Source organism: Hymenobacter sp. BRD67, from assembly GCF_013256425.1.
Lineage (GTDB): Bacteria > Bacteroidota > Bacteroidia > Cytophagales > Hymenobacteraceae > Hymenobacter.
The window spans coordinates 1,882,216-1,900,343 of record NZ_CP053904.1; the positions used below are offsets into that span (position 1 = coordinate 1,882,216).

At 59.4% G+C, this 18,128-nt stretch carries 15 protein-coding genes and 1 pseudogene; 7 read left to right on the top strand and 9 right to left on the bottom strand.

Annotation, left to right across the window (positions count from 1 at the left end):
- Nucleotides 1–49: 49 nt before the first annotated feature.
- Entirely contained in the window at nucleotides 50–1,036 is a 987-nt protein-coding gene (locus GKZ67_RS08670; RefSeq protein ID WP_173246611.1) for an acyl-ACP desaturase, read from the bottom strand.
- A 278-nt stretch (nucleotides 1,037–1,314) separates the two neighbouring features.
- On the opposite strand from GKZ67_RS08670, the gene GKZ67_RS08675 reads away from it, so the two are divergent.
- Nucleotides 1,315–1,950, top strand: a complete 636-nt coding sequence (locus GKZ67_RS08675) for a hypothetical protein (RefSeq protein ID WP_173241949.1) — start codon at nucleotides 1,315–1,317, stop codon at nucleotides 1,948–1,950.
- Between the two features lie 42 nt (nucleotides 1,951–1,992).
- On the opposite strand, the gene GKZ67_RS08680 is transcribed toward GKZ67_RS08675, so the two are convergent.
- From GKZ67_RS08680 to GKZ67_RS08690, 3 genes are all read right to left on the bottom strand, one after another.
- Complete coding sequence (locus tag GKZ67_RS08680; protein ID WP_173246614.1) at nucleotides 1,993–3,420, bottom strand: GH1 family beta-glucosidase; 1,428 nt, start codon at nucleotides 3,418–3,420, stop codon at nucleotides 1,993–1,995.
- Between the two features lie 150 nt (nucleotides 3,421–3,570).
- Nucleotides 3,571–4,608, bottom strand: a complete 1,038-nt coding sequence (locus tag GKZ67_RS08685) for a glycosyltransferase family protein (RefSeq protein WP_173241950.1) — start codon at nucleotides 4,606–4,608, stop codon at nucleotides 3,571–3,573.
- Nucleotides 4,609–4,666: 58 nt separating this feature from the next.
- On the bottom strand, nucleotides 4,667–5,566 hold the full coding sequence (locus GKZ67_RS08690; RefSeq protein WP_173241951.1) for a UDP-2,3-diacylglucosamine diphosphatase: 900 nt from the start codon (nucleotides 5,564–5,566) through the stop codon (nucleotides 4,667–4,669).
- A gap of 415 nt (nucleotides 5,567–5,981) precedes the next feature.
- Between GKZ67_RS08690 and GKZ67_RS08695 the strand changes: the two genes are divergently transcribed.
- Nucleotides 5,982–6,557, top strand: coding sequence for a hypothetical protein (locus GKZ67_RS08695; protein ID WP_173241952.1), 576 nt, complete (start codon nucleotides 5,982–5,984; stop codon nucleotides 6,555–6,557).
- A gap of 62 nt (nucleotides 6,558–6,619) precedes the next feature.
- On the opposite strand, the gene GKZ67_RS08700 is transcribed toward GKZ67_RS08695, so the two are convergent.
- Both GKZ67_RS08700 and GKZ67_RS08705 read right to left on the bottom strand, forming a co-directional pair.
- Nucleotides 6,620–6,889 carry an NUDIX hydrolase gene (locus GKZ67_RS08700; RefSeq protein WP_173246617.1) on the bottom strand — a complete coding sequence of 90 codons (270 nt, stop codon included), beginning with the start codon at nucleotides 6,887–6,889 and terminating at the stop codon, nucleotides 6,620–6,622.
- A complete protein-coding gene (locus tag GKZ67_RS08705; protein ID WP_173241953.1) occupies nucleotides 6,829–7,137 on the bottom strand; it encodes a hypothetical protein in 309 nt (102 codons plus the stop codon). Before GKZ67_RS08705 ends, GKZ67_RS08700 begins: the two co-directional genes overlap by 61 nt.
- A gap of 213 nt (nucleotides 7,138–7,350) precedes the next feature.
- On the opposite strand from GKZ67_RS08705, the gene GKZ67_RS08710 reads away from it, so the two are divergent.
- Entirely contained in the window at nucleotides 7,351–8,805 is a 1,455-nt protein-coding gene (locus GKZ67_RS08710) for a DEAD/DEAH box helicase (protein ID WP_173241954.1), read from the top strand.
- Between the two features lie 189 nt (nucleotides 8,806–8,994).
- Nucleotides 8,995–9,468 (top strand): hypothetical protein, encoded by a 474-nt coding sequence (locus tag GKZ67_RS08715; RefSeq protein ID WP_173241955.1) that lies wholly within the window; start codon nucleotides 8,995–8,997, stop codon nucleotides 9,466–9,468.
- Nucleotides 9,469–10,860: 1,392 nt separating this feature from the next.
- On the opposite strand, the gene GKZ67_RS23325 is transcribed toward GKZ67_RS08715, so the two are convergent.
- The 3 genes and pseudogenes from GKZ67_RS23325 to GKZ67_RS08725 form a co-directional block, all read right to left on the bottom strand.
- The gene (locus tag GKZ67_RS23325; protein WP_254245163.1) at nucleotides 10,861–11,082 is read right to left on the bottom strand and encodes a hypothetical protein; all 222 of its coding nucleotides are present in this window, start codon (nucleotides 11,080–11,082) and stop codon (nucleotides 10,861–10,863) included.
- A 417-nt stretch (nucleotides 11,083–11,499) separates the two neighbouring features.
- Nucleotides 11,500–11,619: pseudogene (locus GKZ67_RS25075) on the bottom strand (helix-turn-helix domain-containing protein); the annotation flags it as partial.
- Nucleotides 11,620–11,959: 340 nt separating this feature from the next.
- Entirely contained in the window at nucleotides 11,960–13,705 is a 1,746-nt protein-coding gene (locus tag GKZ67_RS08725; protein ID WP_173241957.1) for a murein L,D-transpeptidase, read from the bottom strand.
- 421 nt (nucleotides 13,706–14,126) lie between these two features.
- On the opposite strand from GKZ67_RS08725, the gene GKZ67_RS08730 reads away from it, so the two are divergent.
- The 3 genes from GKZ67_RS08730 (at nucleotide 14,127) to GKZ67_RS08740 (ending at nucleotide 18,125) form a co-directional block, all read left to right on the top strand.
- Nucleotides 14,127–15,953 carry a M1 family metallopeptidase gene (locus tag GKZ67_RS08730; protein ID WP_410505049.1) on the top strand — a complete coding sequence of 609 codons (1,827 nt, stop codon included), beginning with the start codon at nucleotides 14,127–14,129 and terminating at the stop codon, nucleotides 15,951–15,953.
- 112 nt (nucleotides 15,954–16,065) lie between these two features.
- Nucleotides 16,066–16,950 carry a cyanophycinase gene (locus GKZ67_RS08735; RefSeq protein WP_173241959.1) on the top strand — a complete coding sequence of 295 codons (885 nt, stop codon included), beginning with the start codon at nucleotides 16,066–16,068 and terminating at the stop codon, nucleotides 16,948–16,950.
- Nucleotides 16,951–17,165: 215 nt separating this feature from the next.
- Nucleotides 17,166–18,125 carry a hypothetical protein gene (locus GKZ67_RS08740; RefSeq protein ID WP_173241960.1) on the top strand — a complete coding sequence of 320 codons (960 nt, stop codon included), beginning with the start codon at nucleotides 17,166–17,168 and terminating at the stop codon, nucleotides 18,123–18,125.
- The last annotated feature ends 3 nt before the right edge of the window (nucleotides 18,126–18,128 follow it).

An 18,128-nucleotide genomic window follows, 5' to 3' on the forward strand; every position in this document is an offset into this window, starting at 1 on the left:
GCTGCGCAGGGCAGCCGGAGCTTTTTTCGGTTTCAGCGCGGCCGGGCCGCTAGCTTATCCACTTAAACTTGTATTCGAGCTTGGGCACCGGCATGCGGTCGCTGACGCGGCGCAGGCGGTTGGGCAGGGCCATTACGTAGTCGCGGGCCTTCTCGGCGGCGGGCGTCAGGCCGGTATGGTCCGCAATTTTCCAGTCCGTGATGAGCGTATCCAGGATATCGGTGTAGTCGCTGCTGGTGTACACCCCGAGGCGCTGGGCGGCATCGGTGAAGTGCCCGAAGGTTTTGCCCATATCCACGCCCAGCTCGCGCATGTAGTGCGCCGGCATCACTATTTTCTTGCGCATCATGTCTTCAAAGGCCAGCATCATTTCACTGGGGTCCAGCTCGAAAATCTTTTCCACGAAGGTCTTGTAGGCGCGGGCGTGGCGGTTTTCGTCGCCGGCAATCATGCCGCAGATTTTCGAGAGCTGGTCGTCGCCGGCAGTGCGGGCCAGCTGGCCCACGCGGCGGTGCGAGATGTTAGTAGCCATCTCCTGGTAGCTCGTGTACACAAAGGCCCGGTACGGGTCGTTGGCCGTGCCCAGGTCGAAGCCGTCGTTGATAAGGTACTGCGTGCTGACTTCAAACTCGCGCATGTTTACGCGGCCGCAGAGGTAGAGATAGCGGTTGAGCAGGTCGCCGTGGCGGTTTTCCTCGGCCGTCCAGCCCCGAATCCACTGCGCCCAGCCGTTGTCGCGGTCGCGGTTGAGGTCGTCGAGCTCGTGAAACCAAGCCTCGTAGTTGGGCAGCGCCTCTTCGGTGATGGTGTCGCCGATGAGCACGGCCAGCAGGTCGTAGCTGAGGGTAGAAGCCCGCTCACGCAGTTCCTTTACTTCGTCGAAGAAAGTGTCGCGGCGCGAATCGGGCAAGTAATCAGCGGGTTGCCAGCTATCCTCTACCTTCTTAAGAAAGGTATAAATATTCTCTTTCAGATAGCCTTCAAGTTGCTGAAGTACTTCGCCGCGCGAAATAAGAAGGTCGTTACTGAGTACCATACGAGGGAATGCCACCAGTGAGCGGCTGGTGAATGAACGCGCGAAGGTCGGGTTTTAGTTGAGTTTTACGGGTACATGATTTTGGCATTGGTGCGTTTTAGTCCGCATTAGCAGTTCGAAACTGCTTGGGTCGGCGCCACCTTACTTGTTTTCAGGCATTCATAATAACCTGGTTCCCAGCACACAACTAAGCGGCTAAAACCCTGCTTGCCTTTATTCGGCGGGGCTTGCCGAGATTTGCCGGATAGTGTCTTCTATCGAAACCGGTTTTCCTTTCCGTGCCCGCTCCTGCAACTGCCCCGGCCGCCGTGCCCCCGCTCACTGAGTTTGCCAGCTTCTACCTCTACGGCCTCAGCAATAACCCTTACCGGCAATCGGCTGACGTCGAAAAGTTCGGGCAGTTGTATGACCTGGTAATTGGTGCCCACGGTGGCGTAAGTATCGGCAGCTCGTTTCATCCCTATCAGCTCGTCGGCCCCGGCGGCGTAACGGTGTGGTACGCGGCGTATGCGCAGCTCTATAGTCAGCCCAACCGGGCCGCGCTGTTTGAGGCCATGACCGATGAGCAGGCGCGGTTTCTGGTAGCCCCACCGGCCTCATTCAGCGCGTTTCACGTGTGGCCCGACACGCGCCTGACCAGCGAGGAAAACCCGGTTTTCAGCCACTATATTCCGTTTGTGCTGCCGTTTCTGGTGCGCAAGGGCCCGGCTCCGTTGCGCTGGGATGCCGGGTTTGCGGCCGCAGCAGGCGACGCTGGGCGCCTTCAGCCTTACCTCGAAGCCGTGACGGAGGCTCTGCGGTTTGTGCAGCCTGCCCCGGCTTTCGTGCTGGGCTTTGCAGAGTTTGACGAGCAGCAGCCCGAGCGCGTCATCGAGCGGTTTATGAGCTGCCGCGATACGCTGCTCACGCGCTAGCCCAAGGCTCCGAAAATAACCTGTCGCAGACAGTCATTTCGCCTACTGCTGCTGGCTGAAGCCAGCCCGGCCGGCCCCGACCTCTACCGGTGCGCCACCCAAAAACTCACCGTACCAGTGGCCCGAGTCTTTAATAATGCGCTCCTGGGTTTCATAATCGACGTGTACCAGCCCAAAGCGCGGCCGGTAGCCCTCGGCCCATTCGAAGTTGTCAGTAAAGCTCCAGGGGAAATAGCCGTTTACCTGAATATTGTCTCGGCGGGCCCGCAGCACCTGGCCGATGGCCGCTTGCAGGTAGGCCCGACGAGCGGTATCGGGCACGCGGCCCGCCCGGGGCTGGTCGGCAAAGGCCGCTCCCGACTCCGTAACGAACAGCTCGGGTGCGCCGGAGTAGGCGGCGTACTGCCTGAGCATCTGGTAAACCGACTCTGGGTACACCTCCCAGCCCATTTCGGTGGTGGGCACGCCACGCTGGGCAGCCGGCACGAGGGCCGCGCCCAGCAGCGGCAGCCAGGGCGCGCGGCGCACCACCTCGCGGGTATAGTTCTGAATACCCCAGAAATCGAAGTCGAACTGCATCCGCTGCTCGTCGCCGGGGCGCTGGTAGCGGCGCAGCAGCCACCCCAGGGCAGGCAGCTCGGCCGTTGGGTAGCCCAGGCCGAGCGTAGGCTCCACAAAAAAGCGATTGAGCAGCGCATCGGCGCGGCGCGTGGCCGCCTCGCTGGGGCCGTGGCCCGGCCGGGCCGGCGTAAGATAAGAACACGAAAACGTAGTGCCGATGCGGGCGGTAGCGGGCAGCGCCGCCCGCAGCGCCCGGCCGCCCTCAGCCTGGGCCAGCGTAGCGTGGTGGGCCGCCGCCAGAAAGGCGGGCAGACTGCGTCGGCCCGGCGCGTGAATGCCCAGCAGATGCCCCGCCCCCACAAATACCATCGGCTCGTTGAGCACCATCCAGTGCTGTACACGGTCGCCGAGGCGGCGGGCCAGCACCTGGGCGTAATCGGCCAGCCAGCCCACTACGGCACGGTTGGCCCAGCCGCCGCGCTGCTGCAAAGCCAACGGCAAATCCCAGTGATACACCGTCAGCCAGGGGCGCAGGTCGCGTTCCAGGCAGGCATCCACGAGGCGGTCGTAAAAATCGAGTCCGCGCCTGCTGACTGCCCCGGTGCCCTCCGGCAGCACCCGCGACCACGCCGCCGAGAAGCGAAAATCGGTTAAGCCCAAGCCCTGCGCCAGGTTTAAATCGTGCTCGTAGCGCGTAAAGAAGTCGGTGCTGACGCGGGCATGCTCACCGCGCTGAATAGCACCCGGCCGGCGCGTAAACTCATCCCAGATGCTCGGGCCTTTGCCCTGCTGCTGCCAGGCGCCCTCTACCTGGTAGGCCGCGCAGGCCGCCCCCAGTGAAAATCGGGTCCGAAGTCGGTGCGCGAATAGCTGCCGGGAGTGGTGGCCGGGAAAAAGGCATCTGGCAATTCCAGCGGGGGCCTGCTGGCAAGAAGAAGGTCGTTGGGCATCAAGCGGAGCTACGGGAAGGCGGTTAATAGTGCGCAGCGAGTGGTGGTCACTAGACAGTAAGCGTGCTAATTGGCGGCTTTGCCCCGGCGGGCTATTTCTGGGCAGGGGCTACAACGCCCGGGCCAGGGCGGGCGGCCCCACGCCCAGCTGCTCGGCCAGTAGGCGGGCCAGCACGGCGCCGGTCTGGTCGGGATACTGCACGCGAACCGGCTGCCCCCGGTGCAGCCAGTCGTCGATGCGGTCGAGGTGCTTGTCTTTGAGGCCGCGCACCACGGGCACGCCCATTTTATCGAGCGCGGCGGCATTGCACTGCTGCTCATACTGCTGCTTCATGGGCACTACCAGCAGCTTTTTACCTAAAAACAGCGCCTCAGCGGGCGTTTCGAAGCCCGCGCCGCAGAGCACGCCGTGGGCCCGGGCCAGGCTTTGCAGAAAGTCGCCGCCGCTTACGGGCCACACCCGCACGTTGCCGTAGTCGGCGGGCTGCTGGCTGTGCTTCGAAAACACCTCCCACTGCACCGAGCGGCTGAGGTAGCGCAGGCGCTCAACCAGAGTTTGTTCGTCGAAAGCCGGCAGGTACACCGTATAGTGGCCCTCGTCGGTGGGCGTCAGCTCGCGCACCTGCCGCCGAATAACGGGTGTGCTGATACCCGGCGCATATTCCTGAAAGTGAAAGCCATACTGCGCCGTGCTCGGTGCGTAGTAGCGCAGCACGGCGCGGCCGGCGGGGTCTTCCTGCGTGGGGCGGGGCGCGGTGGGGTGCAGCACGGCGCTCTGGTGGCTCAGGGCTACGCACGGGTGGTGGCGCAGCCGGCAGGCCCAGGCCGACACCGGCTCAAAGTCGTTGATTACCAAATCGTAGCGCTCTACCGGCAACTTCCGGATATCGTGCATGAAACCGGCCGAGTTGAATTGCCGAAAGGTCTTCACAAAGTTGATACCGCCCTTCTTGCCAAATAAAAAACCCATACCATCTACCCGGTACTGCACCGTAAAGGGCAGCGGCAAATCGGCGGGCGGACCGCTCACCAGCACGTCGAGCCGTCCGCCCAGCGCCTCCACTTGCTGCCGGAGCAGGGGCACTACGTCGAGGGCCCGCATCAAGTGGCCATTGCCAGTGCCCTGAATGGCATAAAGAATATGCATTTTATTCTATATTATACAGCGAATTAGCCCCACTTCTAGCTGCTGTACGCAGCGGGGCTTATTTCAACTTAAACTCGGCCAGCAAGCCGGCTAGCAACGCGGCGGGCGCGGCGTCGGCGGCGAGGTCGGTAGCTTCGGGCGGCTCGGCGGTATCGGCGGGGGGTTGCATGCGCGGGTCTTCGGCGTAGCGGTAGAGGGTCCAGCCCGTATCGGCGGTGTATTCGAGGGCAGTGAGATTTTCCACCCAATCGCCCGAATTCAGATACGTAACCGCTCCCTGCGGCGTGGTCAGGGTACGGATTTCGGGCTGGTGAATGTGACCGCAGGCCACGTAGCGGTAGCCATTGTCGGCGGCAATGCCGGCGGCCGTCTGCTCGAAGTCGCTAACCAGGCTCACGGCACTTTTCACCCGGTCTTTCACGGCTTTCGACAAAGCTACCCTGGGCTGACCCAGCTTATGCAACCCAAAGTTTACCAGTCTGTTAAGCAAGATAAGCAGGTCGTAGCCCTTGCCACCTAGCTTGGCCAGCCAGCGCGCGTGCCGCATGCTTACGTCAAACACATCGCCGTGAAAAAGCCAGGTACGACCGTGAGGCAGGTCGAGCACCAGCTTATTATCGAGCTGAAAATGCCCAAGCTTGAGGCCTGCAAACTTGCGCAGCAGCTCGTCGTGGTTGCCGGTGAGGTAGCAGATGCGGGTACCTTTGGCGGCCAGCCCGGCCAGATAGCGCACCACTCGCATGTGCGAAGCCGGCCAGTAGTTTTTCGAAAACTGCCAGATATCAACAATATCGCCATTAAGGACCAGCACCTGCGGCCGAATACTCTTCAGATAGCGCAGCAGCTCGGCGGCATGGCAGCCGTAGGTGCCCAGGTGCACGTCGCTGACTACCGCCACGGCGAGGCGGCGCTTTTTGCGGCGGCCGGCCTCTGGCAGTGGCCCGGTTGGCGTGCTCATGCGGCCGAGGAATAAGGTAGCCGGGGCTGGCTTGGGCACGGGCTGGTCCGGGGCCGGCGGGGTTTAGTGGGGGCCCGTCTGCCGGCCAATGCGGCGCGGCACTGCCCAGCGCCGAGCGCAGGCTGCGGCGCAAGGGGCGCCCCAGCACCTGCCACCACGCCAGGGCCAGCAGCCACGGGAGGTAGCCGCGCGTGGGCCGCCAGTCCAATAAAAAGCGGGTTGATTGAGCGGGATTTAGCATGCCCCAAAGCTCGCGCCGCTAGATAAAGCAGGCGTTACGCCCGCATTACATTTTCATAAAGCAACGGAGCGCCAGGGCAGTTTGTCGAATAAAACGAAGCATTTGGCGCGGCCTGCCGTTCTTTGTAGCGGATTTATTTCCATCCAACGAAGCCTTATTTATTTTCTTTGTAAAATGCAATATTCTACCACGCTACGGACTAGCCTGCTACTGCTGCTGGTAGCCGGCGCTACGGCCGCTCAGGCCCAGACGCCCAATGGCCCGGCCCGTAAGCGCTACCTGTTTGCCCAAAAGAATCCGGAGTGCCCGGTAGTAGCGAATATAACCAAGAATACCGATGAAGATGCCGACGTAACCGGCACTTATACCCACGTCTGCTACCGCTCGCCGGAGGAAATGCTGGCCGAAATTAACGAGCTGCGTAAGATTCATGACTGGGCCGACTCTACCTATCAGCGCCGGCTGAAGCTGCTGCCCGCCGGCGGGGCCCTGGTGCTCAACATCCGCCGCCAGGGTGCCAAGTTTGCCGACCCGTCGCTGCTCACGCTTTCGGCGCGCACGAAAGATGGCAAGGAGGTCTTTGCGGCCACCCCCAAGCCTGGCTTTGGCCGCTTCTTCGGCCGCGACCTGTATCAGAGCCAGCAGCTTATCCCGTTTATTAAGCTCGACCCCACTGCTGGCCCGCTCATGCTCGTGATTACGGATACCCACCTGCGCCAGCAGTTTGAGTACCAGCTCACGCCGCAGTAAGGGCTACCCCGGTTGTCATGGCGAGCGCAACGCAGTGGAGCGCGGCCATGACAACCGGGGTATTATGCCTTATGCAACTGCGCCCACTGCATGGCTACCAGCGTTTTAGCATCCCGGATTTTCTCCCTGGCTAGTTCCTCCCGCGTGAGGTGCACTATTTCGATTTGCTCGTGCTCTTCGGCCAGCCCGCCGCCGGGGCCGGTTTGCCGGCTCACCTCGGCATAATAGACCCCGATGGTTTCGGCGCTGCTGCCCGGCGAGGGCCACATCGTTACGATTTCGGTAAGCTGGTCGATTTCGTAGCCCAGCTCTTCGTGGATTTCGCGGCGAATGGCCGCTTCGGGGTTTCGCCCTTGTCAATCATACCGGCCGCAATTTCCAGCAATTCGTGCTCCGGCCCTATTCTAAATTGTCTGGTCAACAGGTAGTTGCCCGCCAGGGTATCGAAGACCAGGGCCGCCACGGCATGGCCGGGGGCAAACTGCTCGCGGGGCAATTCTTCCCCTTGCGGTGTTTTGAGGGTGAGCTTATTGAGCTTAAAATGGCCGTCGTAGGCGCGTTGGCGGTGAACTATCTGCATGGGTTAGGAATTTAAGCGGTACCTTTGCCGCCGAAGGCAGCCCGGCAATCGGAGCCGGCTGCCCGCCGTAAGTATACGGCCGCTGGCCCGCCGCGTCGTGATTTGTGCGTGAGGCGCGGGCTTATCCCTTCTTAATTTTCCTGTATTTGCGAGGGCAGCCGATGGCCTCCGCCCCGGCCACCACCCCACCGGGCGGGTGGCTCCCACACCCCCATGACCTTTAACGACCTCAACCTGATTGAGCCTATCCTGCGCGCCCTGAGCGAGGAAGGCTACACCACCCCTACGCCCATTCAGCAGCAAGCCATTCCGCAGGTGCTCGAAGGGCACGACCTGCTCGGCGTGGCCCAGACCGGCACGGGCAAAACGGCGGCCTTCTCGGTGCCGATTCTGCAGATTCTGCACCAGACTTCCCAAACCCAGAAAGCAGCCCAGGGCCCCAAAGGCCGCATTCGCTGCCTCGTGCTGACACCCACCCGTGAGCTGGCCATCCAGATTGGCGAGAGCTTTAAGGCGTATGGCCGCCACTTGCCGCAGCTGCGCTCGACGGTCATTTTTGGCGGCGTGGGCCAAAACCCGCAGGTGCAGGCCTTACAGCGCGGCATCGAGATACTCGTAGCTACGCCCGGCCGCCTGCTCGACCTGATGAACCAGGGCTACGTCAACTTGCAGCACGTAGAAGTATTTGTGCTCGATGAGGCCGACCGGATGCTCGATATGGGCTTCATTAACGACATCAAGCGCATTCTGCCTAAGCTGCCGACCGGCCGCCAAAGCCTGTTCTTCTCGGCTACCATGCCGAACGTTATCAAGGAGCTTTCGGCCACCATCCTGCGGCCCAACCCCGTGCAGGTAGCCGTAACGCCCGTATCGAGCACAGCCGACACGGTAACCCAGTCGGTGTTTCTGGTTGACAAAAACGACAAGCCGGCTTTGCTTCGTCACGTCCTGAAAGACCCCGCCATTAAGCGCGTGCTCGTGTTTACCCGCACCAAGCACGGCGCCAACAAGGTAACCGAAACGCTGGAAAAGGCCCAGATTACCGCTGAGGCCATCCACGGCAATAAAAGCCAGAACCATCGCCAGCGTGCCCTCAGCAACTTCAAGGCGGGTACCACCCGCGTGCTGGTAGCTACCGACATTGCCGCCCGCGGTATCGACGTGGATGAGCTAACCCACGTTATCAACTACGAAGTGCCCAACGAGCCCGAAACCTACGTGCACCGCATCGGCCGCACTGGCCGGGCGGGGGCGTTCGGCACGGCGTTTACATTTGTTGAAGAAGAGGAACGTGCTTATTTACAGGACATTCAGAAGCTGATTCGCAAGCAGCTTGATGTGGATAAAGAGCATCCCTACACTACCAACAGCGTAGCCCCGGTTTCGCTGACCGGCAATGAGCGTATTATCCGGCCGAAAGGCCCGGCCGGCCGGCCGCCCCGTGATGGGCGCGGCGGCAGCGGCCAGGGCCGGGGCGGAGCTCCACGCGCCGCTGGTGCTGGCTCGGGCAACGGGCGCGGTGAACACCGCAGCAGCGGCCGTCCGCAGGCGGGTAGCAGCGAGCGCGCCGGCGGCGGACGCTCGTCGTCGGCCGCCGGGGGCGGGCAGCGCTCCAGCCGGCCTTTCCAGGCGGGCCGCAGCGGCGAGGGCGGTCGTCGCCCGCAGTAGCCACTTACTGGCTTTGCCAGCTGTTTACCGCTCATCATATAGCAAACAGTTAATATTTCCGGTAGTTGCCTTCCTTTAGGAGGGTAACTACCGGATTTTTTGTGAGAAAAGGAAACAAAACCGGGGCGAGCCGACTTCTTTCGTCAGTTTCTGGTCATTATCTCAACGCTGTTTTCCTAGCTCACCGGCATGACTTCCCGCGTTTCCCTTCCGCTCATTCAGGCCCTGCGCGATACCGCCCGCCGCCTGGCCACCGAAGCCCCTTATCAATGGGGCCACATGGGCAGCTGCAACTGCGGCCACCTGGCCCAGACTATTACCCGCCTTACCAAAGCTGAAATCCATACTCAGGCCCTGCAGCGCTACGGCGACTGGGAGCGCCAACTCGTGGACTACTGCCCCACCAGCGGCCTGCCCTTCGACCAGACTGTTGATGAGATGCTGGCCCTGGGATTTTCGCGCCAGGACCTTACGCACCTCGAAAAGCTCGGCGACCCGGCCGTGCGCCGGGCTATTCCATTTGAGCGGCGCGATACCCTGCGCCACAACCAGCGCGAGGACGTAGTACTCTACCTGCGCACCTGGGCCGACCTGCTGGAGCAGCAACTCGTAGCCTCGTTGCCTCTGCCGGCCTTTGCGCAGCCCGCGCTGGCTGGAGCTTAGGCTCGCATCCGCTTATGCAAAAGCCCCGGCTACGCAGCGTGCGTAGCCGGGGCTTTTGCCTGTATAGCCCGGCTGTAAAGCCGGAGCCTAAGAAGTGCTTAGTAGCTGACGTTGCTGCGCTGCGCCTCGCGGTAGCCTTCGGTACGGTGAGCCCGCTTATAAGCGGCGTCGGCGCTGGGGTCTTTCTCCGCGTCGGGGCCGTGGAGCAGGCAGCGGTCAGAAACAGGGCCGCGCTGGCGGCCAGCAGCAGGGAGTAGGTGCGCAAGCTTTTCATGCCGCGAAGGTACGGAACGAAGGTCTAAAGCTGAAAGCCAAACGCGGCCTATTTTCTCTAACTGACTGCCGAAGGCACCACCAACTATAGCAATAATAATGGGCTTCGGCCCATCTCAGGCCAAGGCAAATGCTTGTTAAGCGAGCAAAGAATCTACGTTTACATTTGATAAAAGGGGCTTATTCATCCTTTTCTTCTGCCAAAAGCGTTGGCAACCGGCCAGCTTAACGGCCAACTGCATTGGGCAGGAATTACCAGCCCTTAGTAGTGAAAGATATAGCTCGCAGACCCAACAAATAGGCCTTTTCATTCAGGTAAGCTGCCCACCAGCTTAGCGAAGCAATTTTAGCTTTTATCAGGCAAGCAGACGGGCAAAGTGATTAGCATGACCGTACTGCCTGACAAATCAGAATGCAAATAACAAAGTTTGAATTAAAAAAATGTTTGACATGCTTCAAACCAAAAGCATTTAACCGACATAATATCTTTAGCCTATTCGATATAAACTACTGATAAATAGCATCCTATAAAACAAAATGCATTACACTTAGAGCTTTATCCATAACCCGCAAAAAAGTATAATTATACCCAGCAAATATGCCCTGATACTGCTTACGCTCATCAGGTAGTTAAGGACCTGCAAAACGCTTGCGGACGAGCTTGGTAAGCTGGCTTATTAATTGCACTTTATTGACAAAGTGCTAAGCAAACGCTATTAGCTTATCCCTCTTTTCAGGCAAGGTAGCAACTTAGCTGCTATTTGTACTACGCACTACAACTATTAGCAGAAATTCAACTTGCTTATGCCCTTGCTTGCGTGTATGATATACGAGCTTCTACTACCCGTTGTTCAGGCCAGGGCCACCGGCAGGCAGCTAGTTTGAGCGGACTACCAAAGAGACAGTTGCCTACTAAAAGAGGGAGCCCTGAGCCTGGCTGTTTTGTCAAATTCAGGGCTCCCTCTTTTAGTAGCCTATAGCTTACTTAGAGCGAATTCTGGGTTAGTGTACGGGTTCTGTTCTTGCGTTCGCCTCACCCCCGGCCCCTCTCCGAAAAGGAGAGGGGGAGCCAGGCGGGCAAAATGTGTATACTGACCCAGAATCCGCGCTAGGCAGGAGTTACTGCTCGGGGCAATAATCGGCGAAGGAGCCGTCTTGATAAAAGATAACGATGCGCCGTATCACCTTCCCCGACTCAGCCAGGGAGGGCAGCGGAAGCGCTGCGACCGGGGCAGAAACAGGCGCGGGGCCCGGTGGGTGCTCGGCGGGCACAACAGGTATGGGTGTACCACCTTCCAGCGCGGGGGTATTAGCAGCTAATGAGTCCTTATTGGTGGCCATGGTGGCAGTTGAAGCCACTACTGTGGAGGCCGGGGCAGCTGGGGTAAAGCGAGCCGGCCGAAAGGGCTTAAAAGCGGCGGCTACCGGTTTCTCAGGTGTTGGCTGGGCAACTGCCGGCAGAGGAGCCGCAGGCGGTACAGCAACTAAAGGGGATACTGCCTCCGCAATAGGTCCCGGTCCTGGAGGTACACGAACGGGCACCGGCTCCGCCACAACCGCCGTTTGCCCCAGGTTTGAAGGGGCTACCCTGGCTGGCAGGTTGGCTTCAGGAAATGCGGGTGCTGCACTAGCTGACGCTGCTGGGGTTTTTGGGATAGCAGCAGTGTCCTCAACCAGCATAGCGCCGCTCCCACTCAGCAGCCAGGGTATCGATATTTCGGGCATTGCACTGATAATACGCTGTACTACCTCCAGACTAGGCTTATTGCGCTCGCTTAAAATATGGCTCATAACCGGCCGCCCTACGCCAATCAGGTCGGCAAATTGCGTGGGCGAGAGCTGTTTGTGCTCCAACAGAGTCCGGATACGGGTTACCATATGAAATCTTTTACGGTACAAATGTGCGAAACAATTCGTTACCACCCGACTATCAGGCTATCAAACAAATGTAATAACCCGGACTTAAAACAAGTGTATTAGCAATAGTTTACAGTTGTTAGATAAAAACATACTGCCTGATTGAGTGCTGAAAGGTGCTTAAACTATACAAATGTTCACAATCTTAGTACCGCGCTTCCATTTTCATACCTTAGTCAATTGGCGCTGAAGACTACTAAAAAGGCCCGACCATTTTAGTGGCCGGGCCTTCCAGATAAAACTTAAACTTCGCTTAGGAAGGGCTAACCCTCTCCTGCCAGCCCAGACAGAATCGCAGAGACTAATCGAAATACTCTTTTGCCAGCGCTTTATCGTGGCCGTAGATATCGTCGCGGAAGTGCGGGTGCCCGTTGGCGTCAGCCCAGGCCGTGAGGTAAACCAGGTACACCGGCAGCTTTTGCTTCAGGGTAATATATTTTTCGCGCCGCTGGGCAATCGTATCCTGAATGGTCTGCTGGCTCCAGTTGGGGTCTTTGCGCAGTAAGTATGTAGCCAGCTTAATGGGCTCCTCTACCCGCACGCAGCCGTGGCTGAAATTACGCTTGGTTTGCGAAAACAGCTCATCGTGGGGCGTGTCGTGCAGGTAGATATCATTTGAGTTGGGAAAGATAAACTTGACCTCTCCCAAGTCATTTTTGGGGCCGGGGCGGCGGCGCACAGTGTACTTGAAATTGTCCTGCGTCACGTTGGCCCAGTCGATGGTAGTGGGGTCTATAATAGTCGCTTTGCGACCACTGCCCTGCACTACCTCCATATCGAGTCGACTGAGATAGCTGGGGTCAGCCACCAGCTTCGGGCGCAGTTCCTTATCGATAATGCTGTAAGGCACGTTCCAATAAGGAGAAAGAACGACATATTCCATTTTATCGGAAAAAACCGGGGTTGCCGTCAGCGTTTTGCCGACGATGACGCGCATAGTCAGCGCTTCCTTGCCCTTCTCATACACCCGTAGCCGGTATTCGGGGATATTCACAATGAGATAGTCGGGCTCAAACTTTTTGGGCAGCCAACGCCAGCGCTCCATATTCAGAATAACCTGATTGATGCGCTCGTGAATGGGAACATTCAACTCGCGCAATGTTTCCCCACTAACCAGGCCGGTGGGTGGCAGGCCCAGGTCCTGCTGAAAACTCCGTACCGCCTCAACCAGTGCCGGGTCATACGTAGTGGCAGCAGGTGAAGAAACGTTGTTTACCGGCCGGGCAGTAGCGGCCGGGGCCGGACCGCTATTCTCGGTGCCCAGCAGGCGCTGGCGGAGCAGACCCACTACGGGCAGGACATCGCCGGGCTTGAGGTGCGTGGTGCCGGGCAGCGTGGGCCAGCCACCGGCGGCCTGGCGGGCCCGCAGCAGGGCCAGGGCTTTTTTAAGGTTGTTGTACTCGGGGTGCAGCGGAGCAAAGTCGTAGTAGGGATAGGTGCTTTCGCGCTCGCGCAGAATGGTCATCAGCGCGTGGTCAAGCTTAATCTTATTACGCTTAACCTTCCAGGCATCGTTCCTGGTATCGCGGGGGTTGGCTACGCCGCGGTAGTAATCAGAAGCCCAGGCGAAGTAGCTGCCCGACAGGGTAACGTCGAGCTTGCGCTCCAGCTGGTTACGGCGCGCAGTATCCGAGCCCACGCTCTTGAGCTGGGCCAGCAAATCGGTTATCTTCTTGGTATCATACCGTTTAGGGTCAAGACCATCATCCTTAGCTTTACCTACTACGGAAAGAAAGGTAGTGGCCTGCGGCACGAGCTGATGCTGCCGAAACCAGCCCAGCCGGAACTGCCGCTCGCGGTAAAATTTGCGCGCCCAATGCTCCTGCGCCTTGAAGCGGGCATCGGCCTGCATGGCCCGGATAACGAAGACGCTGTCGACGCGGGGCTCGGGGCCCGTAACGCTACCCGTAGTCGGGGTGCCGGTTTTGGAACTGGCCTGGTCGGCCGAGGTGCCGTTGCCGCCGCACGAAGCCAGCAGCACGGGCAGACTAAGCAAGCCCAGAAAGAAGGCCGCGGTGAAGAAATGAAGTCGGAGCTTAAGCAGCATTACAGAGGGAAAGCGGGCGGCGCACCGGAAGCCGGGTAAGACCCGCTCCCCGGCGATGCCGCGCCTGGTTGACGCGGAAGGTGCCCATTTTACTGAGCCGCTCCCCGGCGGGTTGTGCCGGGGCGTACCCCGCCAACGCAAATAACGCGCCTAAGTTAACAGAAATAGTCGACCCACCTGGCCGCAGCCGCGTACTTTATTGGTGGCTGCTTCTTTCATAACCTGCCGGTTGTGGGTACGACACCACCAACCACAGCTACCCCGGCCGGCTCATTTAATTTTCATTAGGACCTACACAAAATCGTTTGTCCTTGCAAGCAGCGCGAAGCAATCGCACCCGCACGATTCGTTCAGGACGATTGCCGCGCTGCGCTCGCAAGAACAGCCTTCTCTTGCGTAAGTCCTCTTCATCTTATTTTTCATGCCCAGCTTGTCTCCTTCTACTCCGCTCCTCCCGGCCGACCCGCACAGCTACGCCCAGGGCCCACCCCTGCCGCACCTGCACCTCGAGCTGACCATTGACTTTGCCCGGCAGACACTCAGCGGCTCAGCTACCTGGCAGCTGGCTGAGCCGCTGACAGCGACTCAGGACCTGGTGCTCGACACCCGCGAGCTGCTCATTGAGCAGGTGCAGGTGGGCGACGTGGCCGGCGGGGAACCCCTCGCCTACTCTCTCAGCGCCCCCGACGCAGTGCTGGGCCAGGCCTTTCGGGTGGCGTTGCCAGCCGGCGCGACAGCGCTGCGCATCAGCTACCGCACCAGCCCCGGCGCGGCGGCGCTGCAGTGGCTGGCCCCGGCCCAGACGGCCGGACAGCACCCGTTTCTGTTTACCCAATCGCAGGCTATTCTGGCCCGTACCTGGCTGCCTTGTCCCGACTCGCCCGGCTGCCGCTTCACCTACGAAGCTGCGGTAGAAATCATAGGCCCGGAGCGTGGCCAGCTTCTTGCGCTGATGAGTGCCGAAAACCCACAGGCCACCGCGCCGGACGGCCGCTATCGCTTTCGCCAGCGCCAGCCGGTGCCTGCCTACCTGCTCGCGCTGGCGGTGGGCCGGCTCGACTTTGCTCCGCTGAGCGGCCGCACCGGCATTTATGCCGAGCCGGCCACCCTACCCCTGGCCAGGGCCGAATTCAGCGAGCTGAACCGAATGGTAGAAGCTGACGAACAATTGTATGGAGCTTATCGCTGGGGACGCTACGATTTGTTGGTACTACCGGCAAGTTTTCCATTTGGTGGCATGGAAAATCCGTGCTTAACATTTGTAACACCTACTATTCTTGCGGGCGACCGCAGCCTGACCAGCCTGGTGGCCCACGAGCTGGCACATTCGTGGAGCGGCAACTTGGTTACAAATGCAACCTGGAACGATTTCTGGCTAAACGAAGGCTTCACCGTTTATTTTGAGCGCCGCATTATGGAGCAGCTTTATGGCAAGCCTTATGCCCAGATGCTGCAAGTGCTGGGTGAGGCCGACCTGCGCCACACCATGCAGGAGCTGGGTCGCGACAGCCCGGCCACTCACCTGCGGCTGCACCTGGCCGGCCGCGACCCCGATGAGGGCCTCAATGACATCGCCTACGAAAAGGGCTGCTTGCTGCTACTGACCGTGGAGCAGCTGGTCGGTCGCCCGCGCCTCGATGCCTTTATTACGGAGTACTTCGCCCGATTTGCTTTTCAGCGCATGGATACCGACCGCTTCGCCGACTACCTGACTCGGACCCTGCTTACCCCCGCCGAAGCCCATCGCCTCAACCTGCCCGCCTGGCTCGATGGCCCCGGCCTGCCACCCGAAGCACCCCAGGCGCAGTCGGCCCGCTTCGTGGCCGTAGACGACGCCTTGGCCCGCCTAGCCGCTGGCACTTCGCCCGCTGCGCTGCGTCCCATCACAACGGAGTGGAGCAGCCAGGAATGGGAGCACTTTCTGCGCGGCCTGCCTCCTACCCTTACGGCCGACGGCCTGGCCCGGCTCGACGCAACTTTCCAGTTTACTGCTTCCGGCAATGCCGAGCTGCTGGCCGCCTGGTTTCCACTGGCGTTGCGGGCCGGCTACCAACCGGCTGATGCGGCCCTCGAAAAATTTCTGCGGCAGGTGGGCCGCCGCAAATTTCTGGTGCCCCTCTACCGCGCCCTGCTGGCCGCGCCGGGCGGCCGGGCACGGGCCCGGAAAATTTATCAGCAAGCCCGCCCCAACTACCACGCGGTTGCCACTACCACGCTCGATGCGCTGCTGCGCCAGGCCGAATGTTGAAAGCAGCACTTTATAGATAAAACACTATGTTTGCAGCCGCCCCGCCTGTTGCTTCAGCATGCCCTTGCCTGGTTCGTACTTTTGTCTTCTTAAATCAGATTAGCAGTTAGCGTTGAAAAATCTTATCCCGCAAGGCAAGCTTATTGCCATCGGTGGCAACGAGGACAAGGGCACCTACCCCACCGTTCGCAGCAAGCGCCAGTACTACCTTAATTTTTTCGAGCTGGGGATTCTAAAGCGGGTCGTGTCCGAATCGGGCAAGCTTGACCCGCGTATCGAAGTGGTAACTACGGCTTCCATGATTCCGCAGGAGGTGGGACCTATCTATACGGCCTCCTTTGCGATGCTCAGCTGCCATAATATCGGCATTATGGATATTCGCACCCCCGACGATGCGCGGCAGCCCGACTACCTGGCCCGCCTGCTCGCCGCCGATGTGGTACTGTTTTCGGGCGGCAACCAGTCGCGCCTGCGCGAGATGTTCGGCGAAACCGATTTTCTGGACACGCTCACCCGCCGCTACTACGCCGAGCCCAACTTCGTCATTGCCGGCACCAGTGCCGGGGCCATGGCCATGTCGCAGCACATGATACGCGGCGGCTCCGTTCCCGATGCTTTATTGAAGGGAGCCGTGAAAATGGGCACCGGCCTGAGCTTGCTGCCGGCGGCCATTATCGACTCGCACTTTGTGAAGCGCGGGCGTTTTGGCCGCCTCATCGAGGCGGTGGCCCTGCACCCCAAGCTCATCGGTATTGGGCTGGGCGAAGACACGGGAGTGCTTATTACCGATGGCCGCCTGGTTGAAACCATCGGCTCGAACCTGGTGATAATATTAGATGGCTACGATATTGCGCACAACAACGCCGCCGCCGCCAAAAAAGGCACCACGCTTTCCATCGAAAATATCAGGATGCATGTGCTGGCCAAGGGCAATGTATACTGCATGACTGAGCGCAAGTTTTACGCCAGCAAGGAAGCCGGACGGCCAGTAAGCTAATATATTACTTCGGCTTTTCAGCAGGCACAGCCTCCCAAACGGGAGGCTGTTTTTTTGCATTAGGGAGAATAGTCCAATTTTATAATTATTGTCAGAAAATCTACTATTTATCCTTTTTCAAGTGGGCAATGCCCTGACATGCCTGTTATCTTTACTATGTATAGAATTTTTCAACCTTTTCCTTTATTCCACAAGTTCTTTTTCTATCCTAATCCATGAAAAAAGTCTACTTTATAGGAGCAATGCTGTTGAGCTGGCTAAGTGCCGTTCCAACCTGGGCTCAGTATACGTTTACTGATACGGCCCTTCAGCCTTATGTGCAGAATTTTAATACGTTGAGTGGTAGTGTAGCCATGAGCGGCAACCAGTTGGTATCACCGGCCGAGGTATATACGGAGGCTACTTTTCCGACCGGCATCCTCGATTATACGCCCACGACGATTGAAGCCAACGACGGCTCCAACTCTGTTTCCAATTATTATCACTTCGGCTATAGCAGCGGGGCTACTACCGACCGCGCCTTCGGGGGCATTGCCGGCACTTCGTACAGCTACGATGGCACGGGCTACGTCGGTATCCGTCTCAAAAATGGCTCTTCGGTCACCATCAAAAACCTGGAAGTGATGTACGCGATGGAGCAGTGGTACAACTCGGGCAAGCAGGATGCAGCCCGGATAGATGTTTCTTATCAGACCGGCAGCGCGATTACCAGCCTGCTGGCCGGCACCTGGACCCCCGTACCGGCCCTGGGGGTTAATGCGCCATCGACGGCCACTGTTATTGCCAGCCGCGATGGCAACTCGGCCACCAACCGCCGGGTAGCGGCTACCACCCTGATGGGCCTCAACCTGGCACCCGGCCAGGAAATTATGCTGCGCTGGGGCTATGCCCTCAACTCCACAACCAACGGCAACGGCCTGAGCATCGACGATGTGGTGGTAACGCCGGAAACCGGCGTGTTTTATTCCAATACTACCGGCGATTTGGGCCTGCTGGCCAACTGGGACCAGTCGCCCTGGACTACCGGGCAAGTAACCGCTGCCAGCCCGCCGGCCAGCTTTACGGCCGATAACCAAGTGTTCTACGTTATGAGCCCCGCCCCTCGGCTTCGGCAAATAACCAGGACCGGATTTTATCGGGCACCGTCGCCAGTAATGTCACTACCTGGACCGTGAGTG

Coding starts and splice junctions, on each gene's coding strand:
- GKZ67_RS08670 (WP_173246611.1), bottom strand. CDS start 1,036: ATGGTACTCAGTAACGACCTTCTTATTTCGCGCGGCGAAGTACTTCAG.
- GKZ67_RS08685 (WP_173241950.1), bottom strand. CDS start 4,608: ATGCATATTCTTTATGCCATTCAGGGCACTGGCAATGGCCACTTGATG.
- GKZ67_RS08690 (WP_173241951.1), bottom strand. CDS start 5,566: ATGAGCACGCCAACCGGGCCACTGCCAGAGGCCGGCCGCCGCAAAAAG.
- GKZ67_RS08695 (WP_173241952.1), top strand. CDS start 5,982: ATGCAATATTCTACCACGCTACGGACTAGCCTGCTACTGCTGCTGGTA.
- GKZ67_RS08705 (WP_173241953.1), bottom strand. CDS start 7,137: ATGCAGATAGTTCACCGCCAACGCGCCTACGACGGCCATTTTAAGCTC.
- GKZ67_RS08710 (WP_173241954.1), top strand. CDS start 7,351: ATGACCTTTAACGACCTCAACCTGATTGAGCCTATCCTGCGCGCCCTG.
- GKZ67_RS08715 (WP_173241955.1), top strand. CDS start 8,995: ATGACTTCCCGCGTTTCCCTTCCGCTCATTCAGGCCCTGCGCGATACC.
- GKZ67_RS23325 (WP_254245163.1), bottom strand. CDS start 11,082: ATGGCCACCAATAAGGACTCATTAGCTGCTAATACCCCCGCGCTGGAA.
- GKZ67_RS08725 (WP_173241957.1), bottom strand. CDS start 13,705: ATGCTGCTTAAGCTCCGACTTCATTTCTTCACCGCGGCCTTCTTTCTG.
- GKZ67_RS08730 (WP_410505049.1), top strand. CDS start 14,127: ATGCCCAGCTTGTCTCCTTCTACTCCGCTCCTCCCGGCCGACCCGCAC.
- GKZ67_RS08740 (WP_173241960.1), top strand. CDS start 17,166: ATGAAAAAAGTCTACTTTATAGGAGCAATGCTGTTGAGCTGGCTAAGT.